Below are 19,919 nucleotides of genomic sequence, written 5' to 3'. Positions count from 1 at the left end.
TTATTCTTGAGGATTTGTACTCGTAGTGTCACAGTAGTATTTATCTGTTGGCTTGCTCGTATCAAAGAAAGTATTTCATGAACGAGTAAGCTTTTCTACCCACAACAAATTTTACATCGTCCTTACATACTTGTTTCATCCATTCGCTACAGTGTGCCTGCGGCATGGATAACCCCGCTTATCGTAGGTGCGTAGCGTAGCGGAGCGTTAGCACAGCGGAAACCTGCAGATCAATCGCTCCATGCTGTCCATTCGTGGCCCCAAGTGAAGATATTGCATCAAGAACAACCTCCTAAACTATCCTTTAATTATTAAATTGCTTGAAAAGCTATAGTGCTTATTTTGCATAGCTTGTGGCTTTTCTTAGTGCCATTCGCTTATTAATCTTTAAGAATAATTGGATCGGGATTTATTCTCAGTACGAACCATTTGCAGAACTAGTTAAAGAGAAAAATGCTGACTTAGCAACAAAAGTAGAGCAAACTTATCAAGCTTGTTTGAAAACAGTAGAGCCATTTTTTACTCAAGGACAAGTTGCTGCTAAACCTTACAGCACATTGAATGCTCAACAGAGAGGCGCAATTGTAGAAGCTAGTTATCAATTCCGTAATGCTCTAATCGAAGCTCGGGATGCTTTAAGTATCGGAGAAGCTTCTTAATCATCCGCCGAACAAGTATTTAGATATTTATACTTAAGATAGACAAAAAGCCTTAATTCCCTAATTAACGTAGTTTGCTCATTACAAGTTTGTCAGATTTTGTCCCCCTAACCCTCCCTTCAAGTACTGCTTCAAATGGGGAAAATAACCAAAATCCCCTTAATAAAGAGGTGTTTGGGGGGATTTCATGATTTTTGCGTTCTCTGTTGCTGGAATTCTTTTTTTGCAAAAATAGAGTGAATTTATACTTAGCCAGGGAATTTAATGTAAAAAATATTCACACTTCTTAATTTTTATTTTGACTCCGATCTCAGCAAAAAGTCAGACCCATGTTGGTACTCTTCACAATCCAAAATAAAAATAGAGTTATTAACCGTGTTTAGGTTATTTCAGTATTTTATTCCATAAAAATTTTATTGTTGTTTCTATAATTATTAGTGACAATATTTTTTTCATAAATTCCTTGAAACTAAATAAATTTAAGTATAAATACAGACAAAAAAACAACTGTCACAGATAAAGTCAAAAAATACTGTCATCATAGAGATGATATTAATGTAAAGTATTCGGGATGCATAAAAATGCGATCGCAATTTGAGCGTCCAAATAGTCCAAATAATCTAGAAATTATACTGCCCAGGAATCATCCTGAGTTGCTATCGGGGCTTGATAGTTTATTAAAATTAGGTTTGATATCCGATTCTCAAGTCAAACATATATGTCGAGAGTTTTTGGTATGTCAAGCAATATTACGAACTCAAAACCAAAAAACATCAGACAAGTCAGTAAAAGTTTCTCAAACTCTAGCAACTAAGGCTCACAGCGACCCCACAGAAGCATCACAAAGTTTAGCAGCACCTAATATATTTGCAGCAATGTTGCAATCTTTACTGGCAGAACTCAGCGTTCGTTGGTTGCTATTTTTGGGAATGTTTCTAGTAGTTATCTCTTCTGGAGTACTTGCTGCAAGTCAGTGGGGTAAATTTCCAGCATCTGGACAGTATGGAGTGTTATGGGCTTACACCTTGACTTTTTGGGGCGCAAGTTTTTGGGCTGGAAGACAGCCAAATCTTCGCTTAACTGCAGGGACATTACTTACTATTACCTTGTTGTTAATACCAATAAACTTTTGGGCAATAGATAGTTTTGGTTTATGGAATAATCCTTTAGAGTGGACTGTAATTGCGATCGCCGCTATATCTCTAACAATTATTACCAATTTACTTTGCAATCATCGTCTATTTGCGGGACATTTACCTGTAGGAAAATTATATTTGGTAAATGTTCTGGCTTTAAGCTATTTACATTGGGGTTGGAAAATTCCTGGGATACCTTTAATAGCTGTTTATATTGCCACAATTGGAACGACTATAGCTACTATTATTCAAGCTTTTAACCGAAAAATATTCATACCCTTGCAAGCCGAAGACAAAAAATCTTTTTTGGGTATGGGTCTAATCGTTGCGGTAGTAATTTACAGTTTACTGGTACTTTTAGCAAGAGCCATCTTTGTTGTTCGTATCGATCCTACACAGCTAGGTTTAGCAATTGGTATTTGTGGTTGGTTAATTAATTGGTTAACACTTCGTCCTCAAACCAAAGTAAATAAATCTTCTACACTTCCTACCCTTAATATTTCGTGGCAATTAATTGGTAGTACTTTGTTAATAGGGAGTTGGTTGCTGACAGTTACAAATCAACCCCAACAGGCGATCGCCATCAGTGGATTGGGATTATGGTTATTTAATCGGCGTTTACGAATATACAGTTTAAAATTTGACCTTGGAGCAATTTTTATAATTGGCTTGCAAACAGTTTGGTTGGGTTGGCGATTAATCCCTGCAGAATTACAAACGACTCTTATTTCTACTGCGACTCAAATTACCAGTTCTATTTCCCAACCTTGGAGTTTACTTAGTGTCACCCTGTTTCCTTACATAATTTTCATGGTGGCATTTGCAAATAGATTATACAAACGTGAAAAATTAGAATTAGCAGAATTTGGCGAACAATTAACCTTTAATTTGGGTGTAGTACTAACTATTACTTCAATATTAAATCCAACTCTACGCTTTCTGAATTTACTTTTATCCAGTATTACTTTAGGAGTTGTTACTTGCAAGCACAGCTTCAGGTCTAAACAGAACAAACAAAACCACAGAACAAATAAAAAAAATATTAATCTTGTTTATTTAACCCATATTACTGGAATACTCGCACTGAGCGCCGGAATAAATTTGTTTCTACCCAATCTAAGTAAGGAATATTGGGTTGTTATTTTATTAGTTTTGATGGTTGCAGAGTGGTTTTGTAGTATTGGTGAAGGAATATGGCGACGTAGTGCGTGGTATGTTGGTTTAGGGCTAGCTGCAGAAAGTTTTGTACTTTTATCGGTTGATATATTAGCTCAATGGTATGGATTGGAAGTAAATAGTGGGAATTGGGGATTAATTTGGCTGGTAACACCAATTGCACTCACAATAAATGCTACTCGCTACAACAAACTGGGTCATAATGATTCGGAACGCAATACAAATGCTTTACTGGGAACGATCGCTTTATTTGTGGCACAGTTATTAACTTTACCATTGCATGGTACGAGATTAGTAGGTTTGGGAGTTGGTGTTGGGTTGATGTTTATCAACACTAACTATCTAAGAAAGAAAAAATTTGCAGTAATTACAGTTGGCTTTATTCTCGCTTCTTTTGCAAGTATGTTGTGGGAGATTCTAGCTAAATCTAAATCTTTAGTAGAAGCTTGGTTTTTAGCGGGAGCATTAATTATTCTGTGTTTGTGGGTTGTTCGCCGATTGCTAGCCAGTCAGGAAAATCATTTAGCAGCAATATATACTGATGCTACTGACAAGTGGGGAATGGTGTTGTGCGGTACGGAAATATTTTTACTTTGTATTCACACCCTGTTGGTTTATCTGGGACAAACAGAAACAAAATTCATGTATCCATTTGCAATTGCAATAAATATGGGTGCGTTAGCATTTCGTAGTTGGGATGCACCTAGCAATTGGACATTTTATGGTATTGCTTGGTCTTTGGAATTATTTATTGCGCAAATATTAGGATTTGGGGAAACATCGCTCGTCAAAATTACAGTTGCAAATATAGCCCTTGGTTTAATAATCCAACTATTTGGAGAATGGTGGAGACAAAAACATCAATTACGAACACTTCCGCAACGCTGGCATATCCTACCACTAGTGTATGGCTCATTTGGACTTTTACTGCGCTATCAAACCTTTGAGAATTGGACTGGTTTATCTTCATTAGCCGTAGCTTTAATCTTCATCGGTGTGGGACGACGCACTCAAAAATTAAAACCATTACTTTACCTGGGAATTATTGGTGTATCCCTAGCAGGATATGAATTATTGCTCTACCAAATATCACAAGCTTCAGGGGAAGCTTATGGCGATGCTTTGATTGCGATGTCTGCACTCGGTACTACAATTATGTATGGCTACCGAGTTTTATCACCTTGGCTAAAGAATTATTTATGTTTAACATTAGTTGAATTACAAACCATATCCCATTTTCATTGGGCTTGGAGTAGTTTTTTACTCATATCATCACTATCGGCTCCTATTGAACAACAAATGCTAGGATTTGGGGTTGGTGTATTTTTAGTTAGGTATGCAATTTTTCAAGGTCGAATAGATCCTAATTCTCAACCTATTTGGAATAATATTAAAGGAGAGGAAATTTGGGTTTATTTGGGTTTCTTACAAGCAGGCTTCATTAGTATTTTCTTATGGAATACACCGATAGGAAAAATATTTAATGGCATTTTAATTCCTTGGCAAGCAGCAATTTTTTGTCTGTTAGCTTACTTTGTTTATATATTACCTTGGGAAAATTGGGGCTGGTCAAAAAAACCTTGGAAAAATTTAGCATATGTTCTGCCACTAATTATCATATATTTAACCAAATTTGATATTTCTCCCGTAACTTTGTTAATAGTGGCTAGTTACTATATTTTTCTCACAATAATAAAAGTTAATTTCCGTATCAGCTATGTCAGTCTTGTATTAGTTAATTGGGCAATATGGCGTTTGTTCTTAACTTTAAATTTTGTGGACCCTTTATGGTATGTTAGTTTAATTGGTTTTTCGTTGTTATATATTGCCCAATTCGACCCCCAATTACAAAAGATAGAATCTAAAGAAAAGAAACATTATTTAAGATTATTAGGAACGTGTATAGTTTGTGGGTGGGCTGCTATTTTCAATCAAAATGTAGCATTCATTCCGGGAATTTTAAGTATAGTTGCAATATTTGCTGGATTAGCTTTGCGAGTTCGGGCTTTTCTTTATGTTGGTACGACTACATTCTTGATGACAACTATTTATCAATTTGTAGTTTTAATTTATAACTATCCATTTACTAAATGGGTAATTGGTTTATTTATTGGTATTATATTAATTTTAATTGCTGCTAATTTTGAAAATCATCGGAATAAAATTAGTAGTTTAATTCGTAACACAAGCGATGAGTTTAAAGAATGGAATTAGCAAATAGAATAGTCTATCTCATTTGAGACATCAAACCTATTTATAATTTAGATGACTGTAAATAGATAACTATAAATTTTGTTGGTTTATTAACCAGTACCGTTGCGCGGAAGTTAAAACAGACCGCGCCCTTTGGGTATTAACGCAGGGGACGTTAACACAGTAAAAGTACTGTTTTTTCTAGCTTTGACCTTTGATAAACGGGTGCTTTATTTCCGCCGCAATTACTAGGTTATTAATGTACCCAATACAAATAAGTTACCTGAGAATAAAATGGTAGGAAGTGAGTAATAATGATTTATAAAGTTAATTTTATTACCCTACCATCTTATTAAGGATACCTTATATGTAGATTACACCCAAAAATATTGAGGTAGTAAAAATGTGAGAAACTATTTATTGCAATGAACTAAATTTAACCGATAAACTCGAGCTATTAATGTTTTTAACGCAGGGACTCAACTACCATAGTTGTAGCTATTAAACAAAGTAGAATAATTCCCAAGCGACAAATCCAATCAAATACTATTGGCAACAGTGTGGCAGCCAAATCTAATCTATCAAAAACCACAGACATTACATAAGCAATTGTCAGACCGAATAATGCTAACGAAAAGAATTTAATGAAATGAGAAACAAATCTAAATAAATAGCTGTGTTGATTTTTATTCATAGCTCTATGCTCACAATGAATACTTGGATTTATCTTTTTGCACCGTAAAACTATTGCTGATACATCACCTCCACATAGTTACTTTTTGAAAAAGTAGAAGTTGGTAAACTTGATGCAATCGATGACTTTGCTAACTACAACTCACTCGTACTGATATTTTTCGAGCACACTAATCATTAGAAGATACTTTTATTCAGTTCGGGCTTATTTTGAATATTTTCTGTGGGGGCTATAAGCCCCTTGATTTGGGAAAATATTTGCTAATCGCTGTAGATTAATCGTAGGCGTGTTTTCATTTCTATTCATTTTTTTGAGGTCAACAGATTTAACATAACTAACAATGAGGATTGCAATTGTTGTCAAAACCATTACTAGTAGATCGTTATTTCTCATGGCACTATCCTTACGTTAAAAAAGTCACTAAAAAAACCGGGAAGTGATTAGTTCGCTTCACCGGCTCGTCAACTTCTCGTTTGATCAAAAGCCAAATTTCTCAAAGTGTCTCAAAAATTAGTTGTAGATATTCTATTGTCTGCGCAAAATTGCTTTGTTTTTCGTTGGAAGATTGTTCACCAATTCATCATGCCTATGATTTTAGTTTATGGGGTGGGTCAATAAATTTTTTCAAACCCTTGCAGAAATCTGATAAAGAGTTACGAACTACGAGTTAGTACTTTACCCTTGTACTTTTCCTTTATCGGATTGTTTCCAAGCAATCCAATTTTCCAAAATATTATCGTACATAATTTGAACTTCCTCGATTTCCTGACGATTCAAACGGTAACGATGACTAATATGTCCAGAAAACTGAATTGCTATTTGATAGTTCTCCTTTTTACTGCGAGTCATGAACTCGCCGTGTCCAGTTAACAAGACAGATTCCATCAATAATACAGTCATGTGAGAAAAAGCAGGATGTAACTCGAACAAGCATGATTCCTGCGGAGAAATACCTTGTCTTTTCTTCTTTTGTAACTTGAATACAGATGATGGTTTCACAGATACATCTCCTACATCCAAATACATTTTCATACCATTAGAATTGCTAAAAAATTCAGAAAATGGTGAGAAGGTCATAATTGATTTCTCCGATAGCTTGCTATTGTCTCGATTAGCAGCGATCGCTACAATTGGTAATGTACAGATAAGAACTATATCAGCCCAAAAGCGTAAAGCTACTTTTAACTACCTCTCTCACACCAAGCTCACGTACAGATAACATACTTATAAAATAGTACACATTGATATGAATTGCAAGTATAAAAATAAAATTTCTTGATAGGTCCTATTGGTTCGTGTAAATTATTTTATCTTTATGTCCCAGTTTTTTTCTCACATTACTATAATAAAAGCATTACTTTATACTGGAAAATATGAAATATGATAAAAAACTAACAATTAAGAGAGAGATTTAATAATCAAATATCAAGTTTATAAAGCCTTTTAAGAGAGTTTCTGCCAACTAGAAATTTTAGTTAAAAAAAACACCTAAAAAATTGAATACCGTGAAGTGAGATACATACTATTTTAGAATTTTTTTAGTCATGCTATAAGGTGTTATCTCACATATTGATATATTGTGTGGAGCTAGTATGAAAATGATGAGCGCTGCCGATATGTCCCAACTGCCAGAAAATTTCATTACGGAGCTAGCAGCGAGGAATGGTGTGACGAACACTGAATTACGTGCTCTACTGCTGGCATTAGAAGATAATTTAGGTTCTGAAATTGCTGACAAATTGGGAATATCCCAGTCAGCGGTACGAAAAAGACTAGGAGAGTGCTACCGTAAGTTTAATATTGAAGGTAGCAGCAACAAAAAACTGCATAACCTTAAACAAAGGCTATTAACTTCATACCAAGAGCAAACGAGTCAAGCAGATAAACGTTTAATTCGTGAAGACTGGGGTGAGGCAGTTGACGTCGCGGATTTTCGGGGTCGAGATGAAGAGCTTTTAGAGTTAGAGCAGTGGATTGAGGGTGTTGATTCTCCACGCTGTCGATTGGTGGCGATATTGGGAATTGGAGGAATAGGTAAAACAGTTTTAGCAGCACGAATTTCCAGAAAAGTACAGGGAAGTTTTCAACACTTAATTTGGCGCTCGCTCCGTAATGCTCCATCTTTGGGAGATATTCTCACTCAGTTATTACGTTTTTTACCCCATGATGCAGAACTCGATTTACCAAACGACGATAATACCAAGATACTGCGTCTAATTGATACCTTACAAAAACACCGTTGTTTAGTAATTTTAGATAACGTCGAATCTGTATTACGTAGTGGTGAGGGTAAAGCCCTCGAGCGAGCAGGAGAGTATCAACCAGGGTATGAGAAATATGGCGATCTATTTAAAAAGGTAGCAGAAAGTGCCCACGAAAGTTGTCTGTTATTAACTAGCCGGGAAAAACCCAAAGAAGTAGCAGCACTGGAAGGGAAAAATCTCCCAGTCAAAGTATCGCAACTAAGGGGATTAGACATAGAAGAAGCAAAAGCTATTCTTCAAGATAAAGGATGTTCTTGTTCCGACAGTCAATTACGTGAATTACTGATAAGATACTCCGGTAATCCATTAGCTTTGAAGATAGTTTCTACCACAATCTATGATTTATTTAGTAATAACGTCACGGAATTTCTCAATCAAATTCAGCAACAAACTGCAGTTTATGGAGACATTCGCGCCGTTTTAGATAAACAATTTAATCGTTTATCAGAATTAGAAAAACAATTGATGTACTGGTTAGCAGTTCATCGGGAATATGTTTCTTTAAGGGAACTGCAACAAGATTTAATTCGTTCAGAACCAGCGATTAGAATATTAGAAGCAGTTGAATCACTGTTGCGGCGATCGCTAATTGAGAAAGAAAAAGATCGCAGTGGTTTTCGACAGCAATCTGTAGTGATGGAATACGTCACACAAAAGTTGATAGAACAAGCCACGGAAGATATTAGCCAAGGGAATTCAATAGAATTTATTAATACCTATCCCTTAATGAAAGCGCGTTCCCTCGATTATATTCATAAAACCCAAGAGCGTCTGATTCTAGAACCAGTAAAACAAAAGTTAAACAACATCTTTGGTGTGGGGGGACTGGAATCTCATTTGCGGCGAATGCTCAACAATTTACAAGAGGAGTCTTTGCGAAAAAAGGGTTATGCTGCAGGTAACTTAATTAATTTACTGCGCCAATTACAAATAGAAAAATCTCCAAAAGATTTAAGTGGGCGCGATTTTTCAGATTTAACTATCTGGCAAGCTTATCTGGAAGATGTTAACCTGCAGCGTACCAGCTTTAATAATGCTGACCTTACAGGTTCAGTATTTTCTGAAACAATGTCTAGCTTAGTATCAGTTAAGTTCAGCCCTGATGGAGAATACTTTGCTACAGGTTTGATCAATGGAGAGCTTCGTTTATGGCGAACTTCTGATACTAAGCAATTACGTATATATAAAGGTCATAATACCTGGGCTTGGGCTTTTGCTTTTAGCCCCGATTGTCAAATCATTGCTACCGGTAGTGCAGATTATACTATTAAAATATGGGATGTTCGTACGGGTGAGTGTCTGAGAACACTTCAAGAACATACAAATAAAATTTACTCAGTAGCATTCAGTGCAGATGGTGGAATTTTGGCGAGTGCTAGCGAAGATCAAACTATTAGATTATGGAACGTTAACACTGGTAAATGTCTCAAAACCCTTCAGGGTCATACTGATTGGGTATGGTCAGTAACATTTAATCCTAAAGATTCTAGGATTCTTGCTAGTGCTAGTTATGATGGCAGCGTTAAACTTTGGGATGTCAATACAGGAAAATTCTTCAAAAGCTTAACGGCACATAGCAAAGGTGCTTTGTCTGTTTCTTTTAGCCCATCTGGGGAATTTTTAGCAAGTAGTGGCAAAGACAAGACAGTTAAATTATGGAATATCCATACGGGTGAATGTCAACTCACATTTGAGGGACACGCAAAACAAGTTTATTCAGTACGATTTAGCCCAGACCCAGACAGCAAAATTATTGCTAGTTGCAGCGAAGATCGGACAATTAAACTATGGGATGCCAATACCGGGGAATGTTTGTTTAATTTGGTGGGACATGAAAGCCAAGTATGGGCGATCGCTTTTAACCCTGATGGACGCACCCTGTTAAGTTGCAGTGACGATCAAACTATCAGGCTTTGGGATGTAGGAGCAGGAATATGTTTAAATGTGCTGCAGGGCTATACTCGTGACGTTTATTCAGTAGCTTTTAGTCCCCTTCTGCCAGACAATAAAATTATTCTTGCTAGTGGTCGCGACGATCGCAGTATTGGCTTATGGGATTTAAGTACCTACGAACATCACTCTCTGATTGGACATCAAGGACGAATTCGTTCTGTGGCATTTAGTCCTGATGGGCAAATTCTTGCTAGCAGTAGTGCAGACAACACCGTAAAGCTTTGGGATATTAGAGATACTGATAATAGTACTTGTATTCAAACCCTTTCAGGACACAGTAACTGGGTATGGAAAGTTATCTTCAGCCCAGATGGGAAAACTGTTGTCAGTTGTGGTGAGGATAACACAATTCGAATCTGGGATATCAATACTGGTGAGTGCCTCAGGATATTAGAAGGACATACTTACTCAGTATGGGCGGTTGCTTTTAGTCCTGATGGACTTACCCTTGCCAGTGGTAGTGCCGATACTACAATAAAAATATGGGATATTCACACAGGAGAATGTATCAGAACTTTAACAGACCACAAAAATTTTGTTTGGTCAGTGGCGTTTAGTCCTGATGGAAAAATTCTGGCAAGTGGTAGCGAAGACAACACTATCAAAATTTGGAATTTTAATACGGGGGAATGTTTGTATACCCTGGAGGGACACACAAAACAAATTTACTCAGTAAAATTCAGACCTGTTTGTACGGAATCCTCTCATAAAATTGACAACCTTCTTGCTAGTGGTAGTGGTGACATGACTGTGAAGTTATGGGATGTAGATCGCGGGGTTTGTCAAGACACACTTAAACATGGGCACACAGCACCAATCCGATCGGTTAGTTTTAGTGTTGATGGTAATTTACTTGCCAGTGGTAGTGAAGATGAAAATATTCAACTTTGGGATGTGCGAAATTGTAGCCGATTGAGGCAACTAAAGTCCAAGCGTTTTTATGAGGGTATGGAAATTACAGGTATTACTGGTTTGACAGATGCTGAAAAAGCGTCTCTGAAAGCTTTGGGTGCAGTAGAGAAAATTGAACAATCATAATTATTGTTTTGGTTTTAAATATCGGTAATAGGTAATTGATAACTGTTAACTGTTAACTGATGACTGTTCTGTTAAAGTTTTTGATTTTTTCTCTTCTAATTCGTGAACTTCTTTTTGCAAGAAAAAATTGAGGAAAGTTCTTATTCCCGAGATTGCTGCAAGTTTTCCCAATGCATCCCAACTAGGTGATACAGCAGTTGCTGCAATATCTGCTGCTAAAAGAAACTCTAAAGACACAGCTAAAGACATTCCTAATTTGAGACGGAGTGATAATAAAGCTTTTTGACGATCAGTATGTTTGAGAAGTGATGGTAGCTTCTGGATACTTCTCAAAATTCCCCAAGCAAGAATCAACAGAGCAATACATTCAATACCGATTTTGAGCAAAAATGCCATCTGCAGTAAAATACCTTCGGCAAAATGATTAAAATTTTCAATATTTCCTGAATGAGTCTTTTCTGTCGCAGTAGCAATAGCATACCAAGATTTTTCTAAGGCTAGTCTTTGGATCGGATTAATTCCAAAAGTAAACACAGAGACCAATATTGACATGACTATAACTTTAATAATTCATATTAAATGCAGCTTATTTTACCTTGTTATAGTTGTTACGCTAATATTTTTTTGACTTTGCATATATTCCCCACTTTTTAGTAAACCAGATACGGTACCTAAGGCATAGGCACCTGCACCTATTCTGTTAGTCACAAATCACCCACGCGATTCTGCAATATTCAGGTTTCCACAAATTTCTCACCCAAATTCAATGTTTATCAGGACTTACGCAAAATAAACGTAATTACGTCATTACGTTAGCGCTTAGCGGAAGCGTACCGTAGGTATTGCGTTTCCTTTAGGAAAAGCGACAGCGACGTATATGTCCTGCGGACACGCTATAGCTGCGCTACCTTGCGGATCCGCTAACGCCAAAATCCGTGAGATTGCTATCTCCTAAACGGAGACGCTCCGCTAACCCTGCACTACGTTCCGGTCGCAATGATAAATCTATGTCCTGCGGACACGCTATAGCTGCGCTACCTTGCGGATCCGCTATCGCTGCGTAAGTCCTGTTTATATACACCCGTTATGTCTGCAGTTGAGTAATAATTTTCTAAAAAGCTTTCTATTACTGAGGGAACAGTTAAATTTCACGTCAATAATATTCTTAGTAAATTACAGGTTAATGACAGAACTCAGGCTGTAATTACTGCATTGAAACGAGGAATAGCTAATCTTTGATGAATGCAAATAAAATGAATTAATTGATAATACATTAAAGGCTTGCTGAAAAAAGAGCTACAGAGATATATAAGTACACTAAATAACAGAAATTAAACAAAACAGTTGGAGATTGAAGCATTAGATTTTTTGCGGTCGAATACTCACATATCGGTCAGCCCGGATATTATAAATCAAATTACGAACGTGACTTTCCGATTCACCCAAAGTTATTAATAAATGTCTTCCTACTTCCAGAGCTGCTTCAAATTCAGGTTGTACCACTTCCTTCGCACCCATGTTAGTTAGAAGATCGATTTCCTGATCGGTGTGCGATCGCGCAATGACTTCTAATCCTGGAGAAATCAAAAAAGCGCGTTTTAAGAGTAAACGGGTACTTGCGGGATCAGGTAAAGCAACAACTAAGGCTTTTGCAGTTGCTAAATGTGCTTTTTCCAAAACTAGTTCCGAATCAGCATCGCCAAAAATATAGGGTACTTGGTGATTCCTAAGGTTTTGAATAGCAGCTTCACTGTTATCGATTACCAGAACTGGATACCCCTGACCTTGTAGAATATTGACAATTACTTGTCCTACTCTACCGTAACCAGCTACCACCACATGAGAATTAATAGTTTCTGGGATGGAAAGAGATTTTGGTTGTTCAAAGCGTTGCAAATATTTTACTAAAAACGGTATTTGGGTTAATTTATGAGCAAGGAATGGTGCATTATTCAGCCAAATAGGAGTAAGTACCAAGGTAATTGCTGTTGTTCCCAAAAGTAAAAGATAGATATCGTTGCTAATTAGCCCTAAATCCAAACCTACAAGTTCTAAAACAAAGGAAAATTCACCAATTTGGTTGATACCAAAACTGGTAATTAGTGCTGTTTTGAGAGAATAACCAAACTTAAGAACAATTCCCAGAATAATTGCAGCTTTACCCAACATTACTAGTATGACCAATCCCAAGATGGTGCCAAAATTGTTGACGATAATACCTGGATCGATCAGCATTCCAATAGAAGCAAAAAAAAGACTTGCAAAGGTGTCTCGTAAAGGTAAAACCTTTGCTAGGGCTTGGTCTGAATATTCAATTTCCGAAAGCATTAATCCAGCAACGAATGCTCCCATCTCAATGGAGATTCCTAGATAACCTGTAAATAATGCGACACTTAAACAGAGAGCAGTTACTGCTAATAAAAATAATTCATTGTTTTCAGTTGCTGCAATACTACGAATAAAACGGGGTATGACCCAACGACTCAATACCAACGCTACTGCAACAAAAACTATAATTTTGAGCAAAGCAATACCTAATAGCGAACCCAGATTTTCTGGTTCTTTCAAAGCTGGTAAAATCGCTAACATTACACCAAGAGCCAAATCTTGAACAATTAAAATTGCCAGCATAATTTGACCATGTAATGTATTGGTCTCACCTCTTTCTGTGAGCGTTTTTAATACAACCGCAGTGGACGATAGGGATAGCACAGCCCCAAGATAAATACCTTGGGTCAGTCCAGAAGCCCAACCAAGCATTATCGTCACAAGGGTTACTAAAGTAGCAGTTAGCCCTATTTGTAATAAACTTCCTTTTATGGCGATATCTTTAATTCGTTTAAGTTCAGCCAAGGAAAATTCAACACCCAAAGCAAACAGAAGAAAAGCAACGCCAACTTCAGCCAAAGACTTAATTAAGTTGACATCGTTCAATAGCTTAAAACCAAAAGGACCAACTATAAGTCCACTTGCTAAATACCCCAGTAAAACAGGTTGACGCAAACGGTTTGCTACATATCCCCCTAATGCTGCAGATCCAAGAACAATGGTAAAATCTAGAATTAGACTGTGTTCTGCCGCCATGTTTCCGCCTTGTTTGGTAGATCGGTAATTTCACTTTAAAGAGTAACGTGACACCGAGTAAATATTTAACTGATTTCCAAGTAGAAATTAGATATTTTATATACTAATCTTTCAGTATTTTTTCGTATTTGTAGGTACTAGTACTCCACCACATAGGTTTTAAGGGGTTTGTAGTTGGGCTATGTCCTGATGGACACGCTAACGCTAATAGCGCCGGTAAAGCCTTGATATTAAAGCGCTAAAGTGCTACTACGAACCTTAATTTACCTATCTAAATTAATGTGGTGGAGTACATAGGCAGAACATACTATAGTGCTGAGCGCAAGTCAAAAGACGTCGTGCGGACACGCGATATCTATAGCGTGTCCGTAGGACAAACAGGATTCACCAATTTCCTAACCTAACTACGTAGTAGTATATATCTCATCTATTTCAAATTAGAAGCTTGTCGCCCACCAAGCCTTTGTATTTGTGCTGCGGGTAAAAAGTTAATAGAAGGTACTGCGTATCCTCCCATTTGCTGATGAATAATCAAAAATCGCTCCAAATCTGCTAGTCCTTCAATCAAACGAGCGTTGCGAAGATTTCCAGAATCAATTGGATTAAATCCAATATCCTGAACTAGTTGCACCACAACCTGCTTTGCTTCCAAGTTATCGGCTGCGATAAATACAGATACGTTATGCTCTTTTAATGGTTCGGGTGCAAGTTCAAAAACTTCCATTGGTATGGTATTAAATGCTTTGACTACAGAAGCATTTGGAACTTCTTCTGCTAATTTTTCTGCAAGAGATTTTATAATTGGTTGATATTTAAAGTCTTCTGGAATTTCAAAGTTATTCGGATCGATCAAAGTTTTACCCGTCAAAACTTCAGTCGACGTAAAGACATCTTCAGGATTGACACCCCGCACTGAGTACAACAAAACATCCCCAAACATTGCTGCTTCATCGTTGCTACCACCTTGTGTTCCTAGTTTGGCAAACTCTGCAACTGCTTTTCCCTTTTCTGCAGTTCGAGCACCAAAGAAAACTTGATGTCCTTGTTCAGCCCAAAGAATACCCAGAGAGCGACCCATATTTCCACTACCGATAATACCAATCTTCATTTTGAAATCCCTTATAAACAGACAGGTCTGTATTGAATTAATAATCTTATGGAAACAGACAGGTCTGTATTTTGTCAAGTTATAATTGAGTTTTTAGAAAAAATTAGGATCGAAACATGCCCAGAACTCAGAGTAATGCAAAAGAAAGGATTTTAGCGATCGCAGATCGGCTTTTTTATCAAGAAGGTATTCGAGCGATCGGGGTAGATACTATTATTGCTAAATCTGAAGTTGCAAAAACAACTCTGTATCGATACTTTCCGTCTAAGGATGATTTGGTTGCAGCCTATTTAGAAGAACGAAATCAGCGATTCTGGGAGTCATTTGATGAGGTAGTAAATCAGCATTCGGGTAAGCCCAAGGAGCAATTACTAGGGATTTTTGCCTGGATTGACGGTCTATTAAGCAGTGATGATAGTTATGGTTGTCCATTTTTGATAGTAGCTTCCGAATTTCCCGAGCCAGATTACCCCGGACATCAGGTAGCGATCGCTCACAAACAGAAGATGCGTGATCGGATGGAAGAGCTAGCCAGATTAATAGGTATAAAAAAAGCAAAGGAACTCAGTGCAGCATTACTGATGTTAGTTGACGGAGCATTTACAGAGCGCCGACTTTTTAATCAACACAGTAATGGAGTAAAGTTATATAAAGCTGCTGTAATGATGATTGAGGCTTATGCAAACACTCCAACGTAAATAAATAGTAAGTCCGTAACAATAATTTGCTTTTAAGTCAAATATTGAGAAGTGATTTATCAGCATTCAAGCTTGTATTACAAACTTTTAGTTAAGTAGAAAATTGTGTAGTTCCGCTTGTTAGTTTGCATGCAAGAAAATTAAGTATATTGTAGGAGATTAGCAGACTAATTAGTTACATCAAAGCTTATAAACTACTGTTGAATATCCTTTCATATGCTTTTATTATCCATTTCAAAATAATGCTCTTCCTGATAGCTGAAGTAAGTATAATTGACTAAGTATAGTTTCCAACTTTACTGATAATAGGGTTATTAAATGGTTGCAATTGAACAAAATAAAGATATGGAAGCGATCCGCAAGCTTGTTGACAAACGTCCAGAGATGTTTTTCTGGGCGATGGTTGCTGCTTTTGCTTGGTTTTTCGCAACTCCACTGATTGCACGTCTTGACAGAGAAGTTGGTTATATAGAAAAACAGCCAAAACAACGTTTTTTAAGTACTCTTAGGCTACTTTGGAATATTGTACAAGAGGGGGTAGACAGTAAAGCATTGCAACGAATGAATCAGACCCATGCACGTTCGAGCATGAGTACTGAGCAATATCCAGATGAATTTTTGATGATAGTCGCAGTGTTTGTGTGTGAAGGGATCCGCTTTTCAAATAATTTCTCATCATCTCCTGTGAGTTTAGAAGAAAAAGTTTTGTGGTTTAACTTCTGGATTAATGATGTCGGTGCAGCTATGGATATTCATAATGTTCCAAATTCTATAGAAGAACTGGAACAATGGCTAACTACTTTTAAAGAGAATCGTATTATCGAAAGTGGGGATGAAAATACCCACGTCCTAGGAAAAATATTATTCGACCTGCTTCATAACCAGGAAGTGTTGTCAGCGCCAGAGCTACATGCACCCGGTTGGCTTCCAGAAAATGGAGAACTAGCTCCTATTGTTCTTGGTGTCATGGATGAAAAAGTTCTTAAAGCTTTGGGTGTAACACCAATGATTGATTCAGAGCGCAATCTAATTCATGAAGGCTTGCGTAAGCGCTCGCTCTGCAGTCGCAGTTCAAATGCTTTAATTTCATTTAATTAGCACGTAACGATCCAAGCGATCATTATTTTTTATCAACTGCAAAATCTGGGTTAAACCAGCATATGATTTACGTGCATTTATAGCAGAATTATGGGCTGTCGCACCCCGCTTTGCTAACAGGACAGGTCGCCGCATTCTTACGGACGTTAGCGGCTAGCGATAGCGTACTGTAAGTATTGCGGGGCGTAAGCACAGCAGAAGACGGGAACCAGCATTATAACTGACTTTCAGTTTTTGAACTGTACCTCACTTAGTTACAATCCGCTATTTTTACTATAAAAAGTCTAGTAATTTCTTTTTCTTTGACACCCCCTCAAAGATATAAGTTTTATGTTTTGATACCATAAAAGAGTTAATTTATTTTAAGACCTGAGCAGCTAGTAATTTAGCAGCTAAATGCTCCAAGATGAAAAGACGATATTTTTTGGAAGTTGGTGCTGTTACAGTTTGTACCGCATCTTTATTCCCCAATCCATTTATCAGGTCAGCAATCATGACAACATCACAAAACAAATTTGAAGTTAATAAAACCGAAGCCGAATGGCGCGAAATTTTGACTCCAGAGCAATTTCGGGTTCTGCGGAAACACGGTACCGAGCGTGCTGGAACCAGTCCTCTAGACAAAAATTATGAAGCTGGTACTTATTACTGTGCTGCTTGCGAACAACCACTTTTTACATCAGAAACTAAATTTAACAGTGGTACAGGATGGCCCAGTTTTTATCAGCCCATTGAAGGTGCGATAGAAACAACTGTAGATAAAAGTTTCTTTATGACCAGGGTTGAAGTACATTGTAGTCGTTGTGGCGGTCACCTTGGTCACGTATTTAACGATGGTCCTGCACCAACAGGTCAACGTTATTGCATGAATGGTGTTTCCCTTGAGTTTAAACCTGCTGAATCCGCTTAGATTAGGTTTCTTAATTTTATATGTAGAGACGTAGCATGCTACGTCTCCATAAGAATTTGGGATAATACAAAGATGGTTTTGGATATGTCTGTTAACATCCAATTCTAATGTAAATTCTGACTGCATACCGCCATAACTGGTGGTTTTTTATTGAATCGTAGTAAATTATAGATTATCATTCCCCTGGAGAATAGAAAGGTGTATGATATATGACTACATCATTGTAGGTGCCGGTTCGGCAGGTTGTGTACTGGCAAGTCGTCTTACAGAGAATCCAAATATTAGCGTACTTCTGTTAGAAGCAGGTAAACCCGACTCAAAGCAAGAAATTCATATCCCTGCTGCTTATCCTAAATTATTTAAAAGTAAATACGATTGGAACTATTACACAGAGCCACAATTGCATATGGATAACCGCCAACTATACATTCCACGGGGGAAAGTAATTGGTGGTTCTAGTTCCATAAACGCCATGATTTATATTCGCGGACACAGTTATGACTACGATTATTGGAGTGAATTAGGAAATCAAGGATGGAGTTTTCAGGAAGTACTACCCTACTTCAAAAAAGCAGAAAATCGAAAACAGCAGGGAGATTCTGAAGATTACGGTCTCTACGGTCCACTTCATATTGCTAATTTACGTCATGTCAGCCCTTTATCTCAAGCATTTGTAGAAGCTGCTGTAGAAGTTGGAATTCCCTATAGTCAAGATTTTAACTCTTCAGAGCTAGAAGGGGTAGGAATATATAAAGTCACTCAAAAAAATGGGTCGCGATGTAGTGCAGCAGCAGCTTACTTAAAAACATGTCGTAATCGAGCTAATCTCACAATTCATACCAGTGCTCAAGTAACACGTATTTTGTTTAAAGCAAATCGAGCAATTGGCGTGGAGTATATTCATAATAGTAAAGTTACTTGTCAAACTAAAGTCAGACAAGAAGTAATTTTATCCGCTGGAGCAATTAATTCTCCTCAGATACTGATGCTTTCTGGGATTGGTTGTGCTGAGCACCTCAAAGATTTAGGAATTCTGGCGATCGCAAATTTGCCAGGGGTTGGACAAAACTTACAAGACCATTTAACTGCTGGTGTTATTTATAATTGCACGAAACCGATTTCTTTAGATAAGGCAAATACTCCAGGTAATTTATTGAAATACTTCCTTCGGAAAGTCGGTCCCATAACTTCCAATATTGCTGAAGCTGGAGGATTTGTTAAACTTAGTCCCAATTCCAAAACTCCAGACCTGCAATTTCACTTTGCACCTGCTTATTTTCAAAATCATGGTTTTAACAAAATAAAAGGGTATGCTTTCACTCTAGGTGCTACGCTATTGCATCCTCAAAGCAGGGGACATATTCGTTTACGTTGTGCAGATCCTTTAGCTTCACCCCTAATTCAGCCCAACTTTTTGAGTCGCGAAGCAGATTTACAGACCTTAATTGCTTCCGTTAGACTTTGTCGTCAAATTCTTCAAGCAAAAGCATTAGATAGATTTCGGGGTGAAGAAATGCTTCCCGGAATACAGGTCAAGCAGGATAGAGAAATAGCTGCTTATGTTCGCAAAATTGCAGAAGCTCTTTATCATCCTGTTGGAACTTGCAAAATGGGTAACGATACAATGGCGGTTGTCAACTCACAATTACAGGTGCATGGTATTGAAGGGCTAAGGGTTATAGATGCTTCAATTATGCCCAAAATTACTAGTGGAAATACGAATGCTCCTACTATTGCGATCGCAGAAAAAATTGCTAGTCTTTTAGAAACTAAAAGTTCATAAAACCATTAACTTTTGAACGCTACAACCAAATTTTTACTGATATAGCAATCGCCAGCTTAGTTAGGACGTAAGGTAAGATAGATCGAGAAGTGATTAGTCTGGACAATTCCAATGGCAAGGTCTTA

The 19,919-nt window shown here is 37.3% G+C and carries 15 protein-coding genes and 1 pseudogene; 8 read left to right on the top strand and 8 right to left on the bottom strand.

Annotation, left to right across the window (positions count from 1 at the left end):
- Positions 1–353 precede the first annotated feature (353 nt).
- Both BC008_RS09250 and BC008_RS09245 read left to right on the top strand, forming a co-directional pair.
- Positions 354–659 (top strand): hypothetical protein, encoded by a 306-nt coding sequence (locus BC008_RS09250; RefSeq protein WP_027845178.1) that lies wholly within the window; start codon positions 354–356, stop codon positions 657–659.
- Between the two features lie 581 nt (positions 660–1,240).
- The gene (locus BC008_RS09245) at positions 1,241–5,185 is read left to right on the top strand and encodes a hypothetical protein (protein ID WP_027845179.1); all 3,945 of its coding nucleotides are present in this window, start codon (positions 1,241–1,243) and stop codon (positions 5,183–5,185) included.
- A 445-nt stretch (positions 5,186–5,630) separates the two neighbouring features.
- Here the strand turns inward: BC008_RS09245 and BC008_RS46215 are convergent, their stop codons facing one another.
- From BC008_RS46215 to BC008_RS09240, 3 genes are all read right to left on the bottom strand, one after another.
- Entirely contained in the window at positions 5,631–5,858 is a 228-nt protein-coding gene (locus tag BC008_RS46215) for a hypothetical protein (protein ID WP_072207707.1), read from the bottom strand.
- 204 nt (positions 5,859–6,062) lie between these two features.
- Positions 6,063–6,251 (bottom strand): hypothetical protein, encoded by a 189-nt coding sequence (locus BC008_RS49355; RefSeq protein WP_161938096.1) that lies wholly within the window; start codon positions 6,249–6,251, stop codon positions 6,063–6,065.
- Positions 6,252–6,533: 282 nt separating this feature from the next.
- Positions 6,534–6,935 (bottom strand): hypothetical protein, encoded by a 402-nt coding sequence (locus BC008_RS09240; protein ID WP_027845180.1) that lies wholly within the window; start codon positions 6,933–6,935, stop codon positions 6,534–6,536.
- Between the two features lie 521 nt (positions 6,936–7,456).
- Between BC008_RS09240 and BC008_RS09235 the strand changes: the two genes are divergently transcribed.
- Positions 7,457–11,113 carry a WD40 domain-containing protein gene (locus BC008_RS09235; protein ID WP_027845181.1) on the top strand — a complete coding sequence of 1,219 codons (3,657 nt, stop codon included), beginning with the start codon at positions 7,457–7,459 and terminating at the stop codon, positions 11,111–11,113.
- Between the two features lie 45 nt (positions 11,114–11,158).
- Here the strand turns inward: BC008_RS09235 and BC008_RS09230 are convergent, their stop codons facing one another.
- The gene (locus BC008_RS09230; protein ID WP_235595836.1) at positions 11,159–11,665 is read right to left on the bottom strand and encodes a DUF1622 domain-containing protein; all 507 of its coding nucleotides are present in this window, start codon (positions 11,663–11,665) and stop codon (positions 11,159–11,161) included.
- A gap of 567 nt (positions 11,666–12,232) precedes the next feature.
- Here BC008_RS09230 and BC008_RS46210 point away from each other — a divergent pair.
- Positions 12,233–12,352, top strand: a pseudogene (locus tag BC008_RS46210) (LuxR C-terminal-related transcriptional regulator); the annotation flags it as partial.
- 120 nt (positions 12,353–12,472) lie between these two features.
- On the opposite strand, the gene BC008_RS09225 reads toward BC008_RS46210, so the two are convergent.
- Complete coding sequence (locus BC008_RS09225; RefSeq protein ID WP_027845892.1) at positions 12,473–14,197, bottom strand: cation:proton antiporter; 1,725 nt, start codon at positions 14,195–14,197, stop codon at positions 12,473–12,475.
- 427 nt (positions 14,198–14,624) lie between these two features.
- Positions 14,625–15,305, bottom strand: a complete 681-nt coding sequence (locus BC008_RS09220; protein WP_027845891.1) for an NADPH-dependent F420 reductase — start codon at positions 15,303–15,305, stop codon at positions 14,625–14,627.
- A gap of 116 nt (positions 15,306–15,421) precedes the next feature.
- Here BC008_RS09220 and BC008_RS09215 point away from each other — a divergent pair, with 116 nt between their 5' ends.
- Positions 15,422–16,003, top strand: a complete 582-nt coding sequence (locus BC008_RS09215) for a TetR/AcrR family transcriptional regulator (protein WP_036267703.1) — start codon at positions 15,422–15,424, stop codon at positions 16,001–16,003.
- A 318-nt stretch (positions 16,004–16,321) separates the two neighbouring features.
- Complete coding sequence (locus BC008_RS09210; protein ID WP_027845890.1) at positions 16,322–17,101, top strand: hypothetical protein; 780 nt, start codon at positions 16,322–16,324, stop codon at positions 17,099–17,101.
- Here BC008_RS09210 and BC008_RS49350 read toward each other — a convergent pair.
- Both BC008_RS49350 and BC008_RS51225 read right to left on the bottom strand, forming a co-directional pair.
- Positions 17,090–17,236: a hypothetical protein gene (locus BC008_RS49350; RefSeq protein WP_161938095.1), complete on the bottom strand. Its 147-nt coding sequence runs from the start codon at positions 17,234–17,236 to the stop codon at positions 17,090–17,092. The two genes, BC008_RS09210 and BC008_RS49350, sit on opposite strands and share 12 nt — an antisense overlap.
- A 222-nt stretch (positions 17,237–17,458) precedes the next feature.
- Complete coding sequence (locus tag BC008_RS51225; protein ID WP_235595837.1) at positions 17,459–17,596, bottom strand: hypothetical protein; 138 nt, start codon at positions 17,594–17,596, stop codon at positions 17,459–17,461.
- Between BC008_RS51225 and msrB the strand changes: the two genes are divergently transcribed.
- Positions 17,595–18,011: a peptide-methionine (R)-S-oxide reductase MsrB gene (msrB, locus tag BC008_RS09205; protein ID WP_027845889.1), complete on the top strand. Its 417-nt coding sequence runs from the start codon at positions 17,595–17,597 to the stop codon at positions 18,009–18,011. The two genes, BC008_RS51225 and msrB, sit on opposite strands and share 2 nt — an antisense overlap.
- Before the next feature lie 205 nt (positions 18,012–18,216).
- On the top strand, positions 18,217–19,794 hold the full coding sequence (locus tag BC008_RS09200) for a GMC family oxidoreductase (protein ID WP_027845888.1): 1,578 nt from the start codon (positions 18,217–18,219) through the stop codon (positions 19,792–19,794).
- Positions 19,795–19,919 lie beyond the last annotated feature (125 nt).

It is taken from the genome of Mastigocoleus testarum BC008, assembly GCF_001456025.1.
GTDB lineage: Bacteria > Cyanobacteriota > Cyanobacteriia > Cyanobacteriales > Nostocaceae > Mastigocoleus > Mastigocoleus testarum.
Note: the sequence above shows the minus strand (reverse complement) of the source record. Positions and strands in the feature narration are given on the sequence as shown.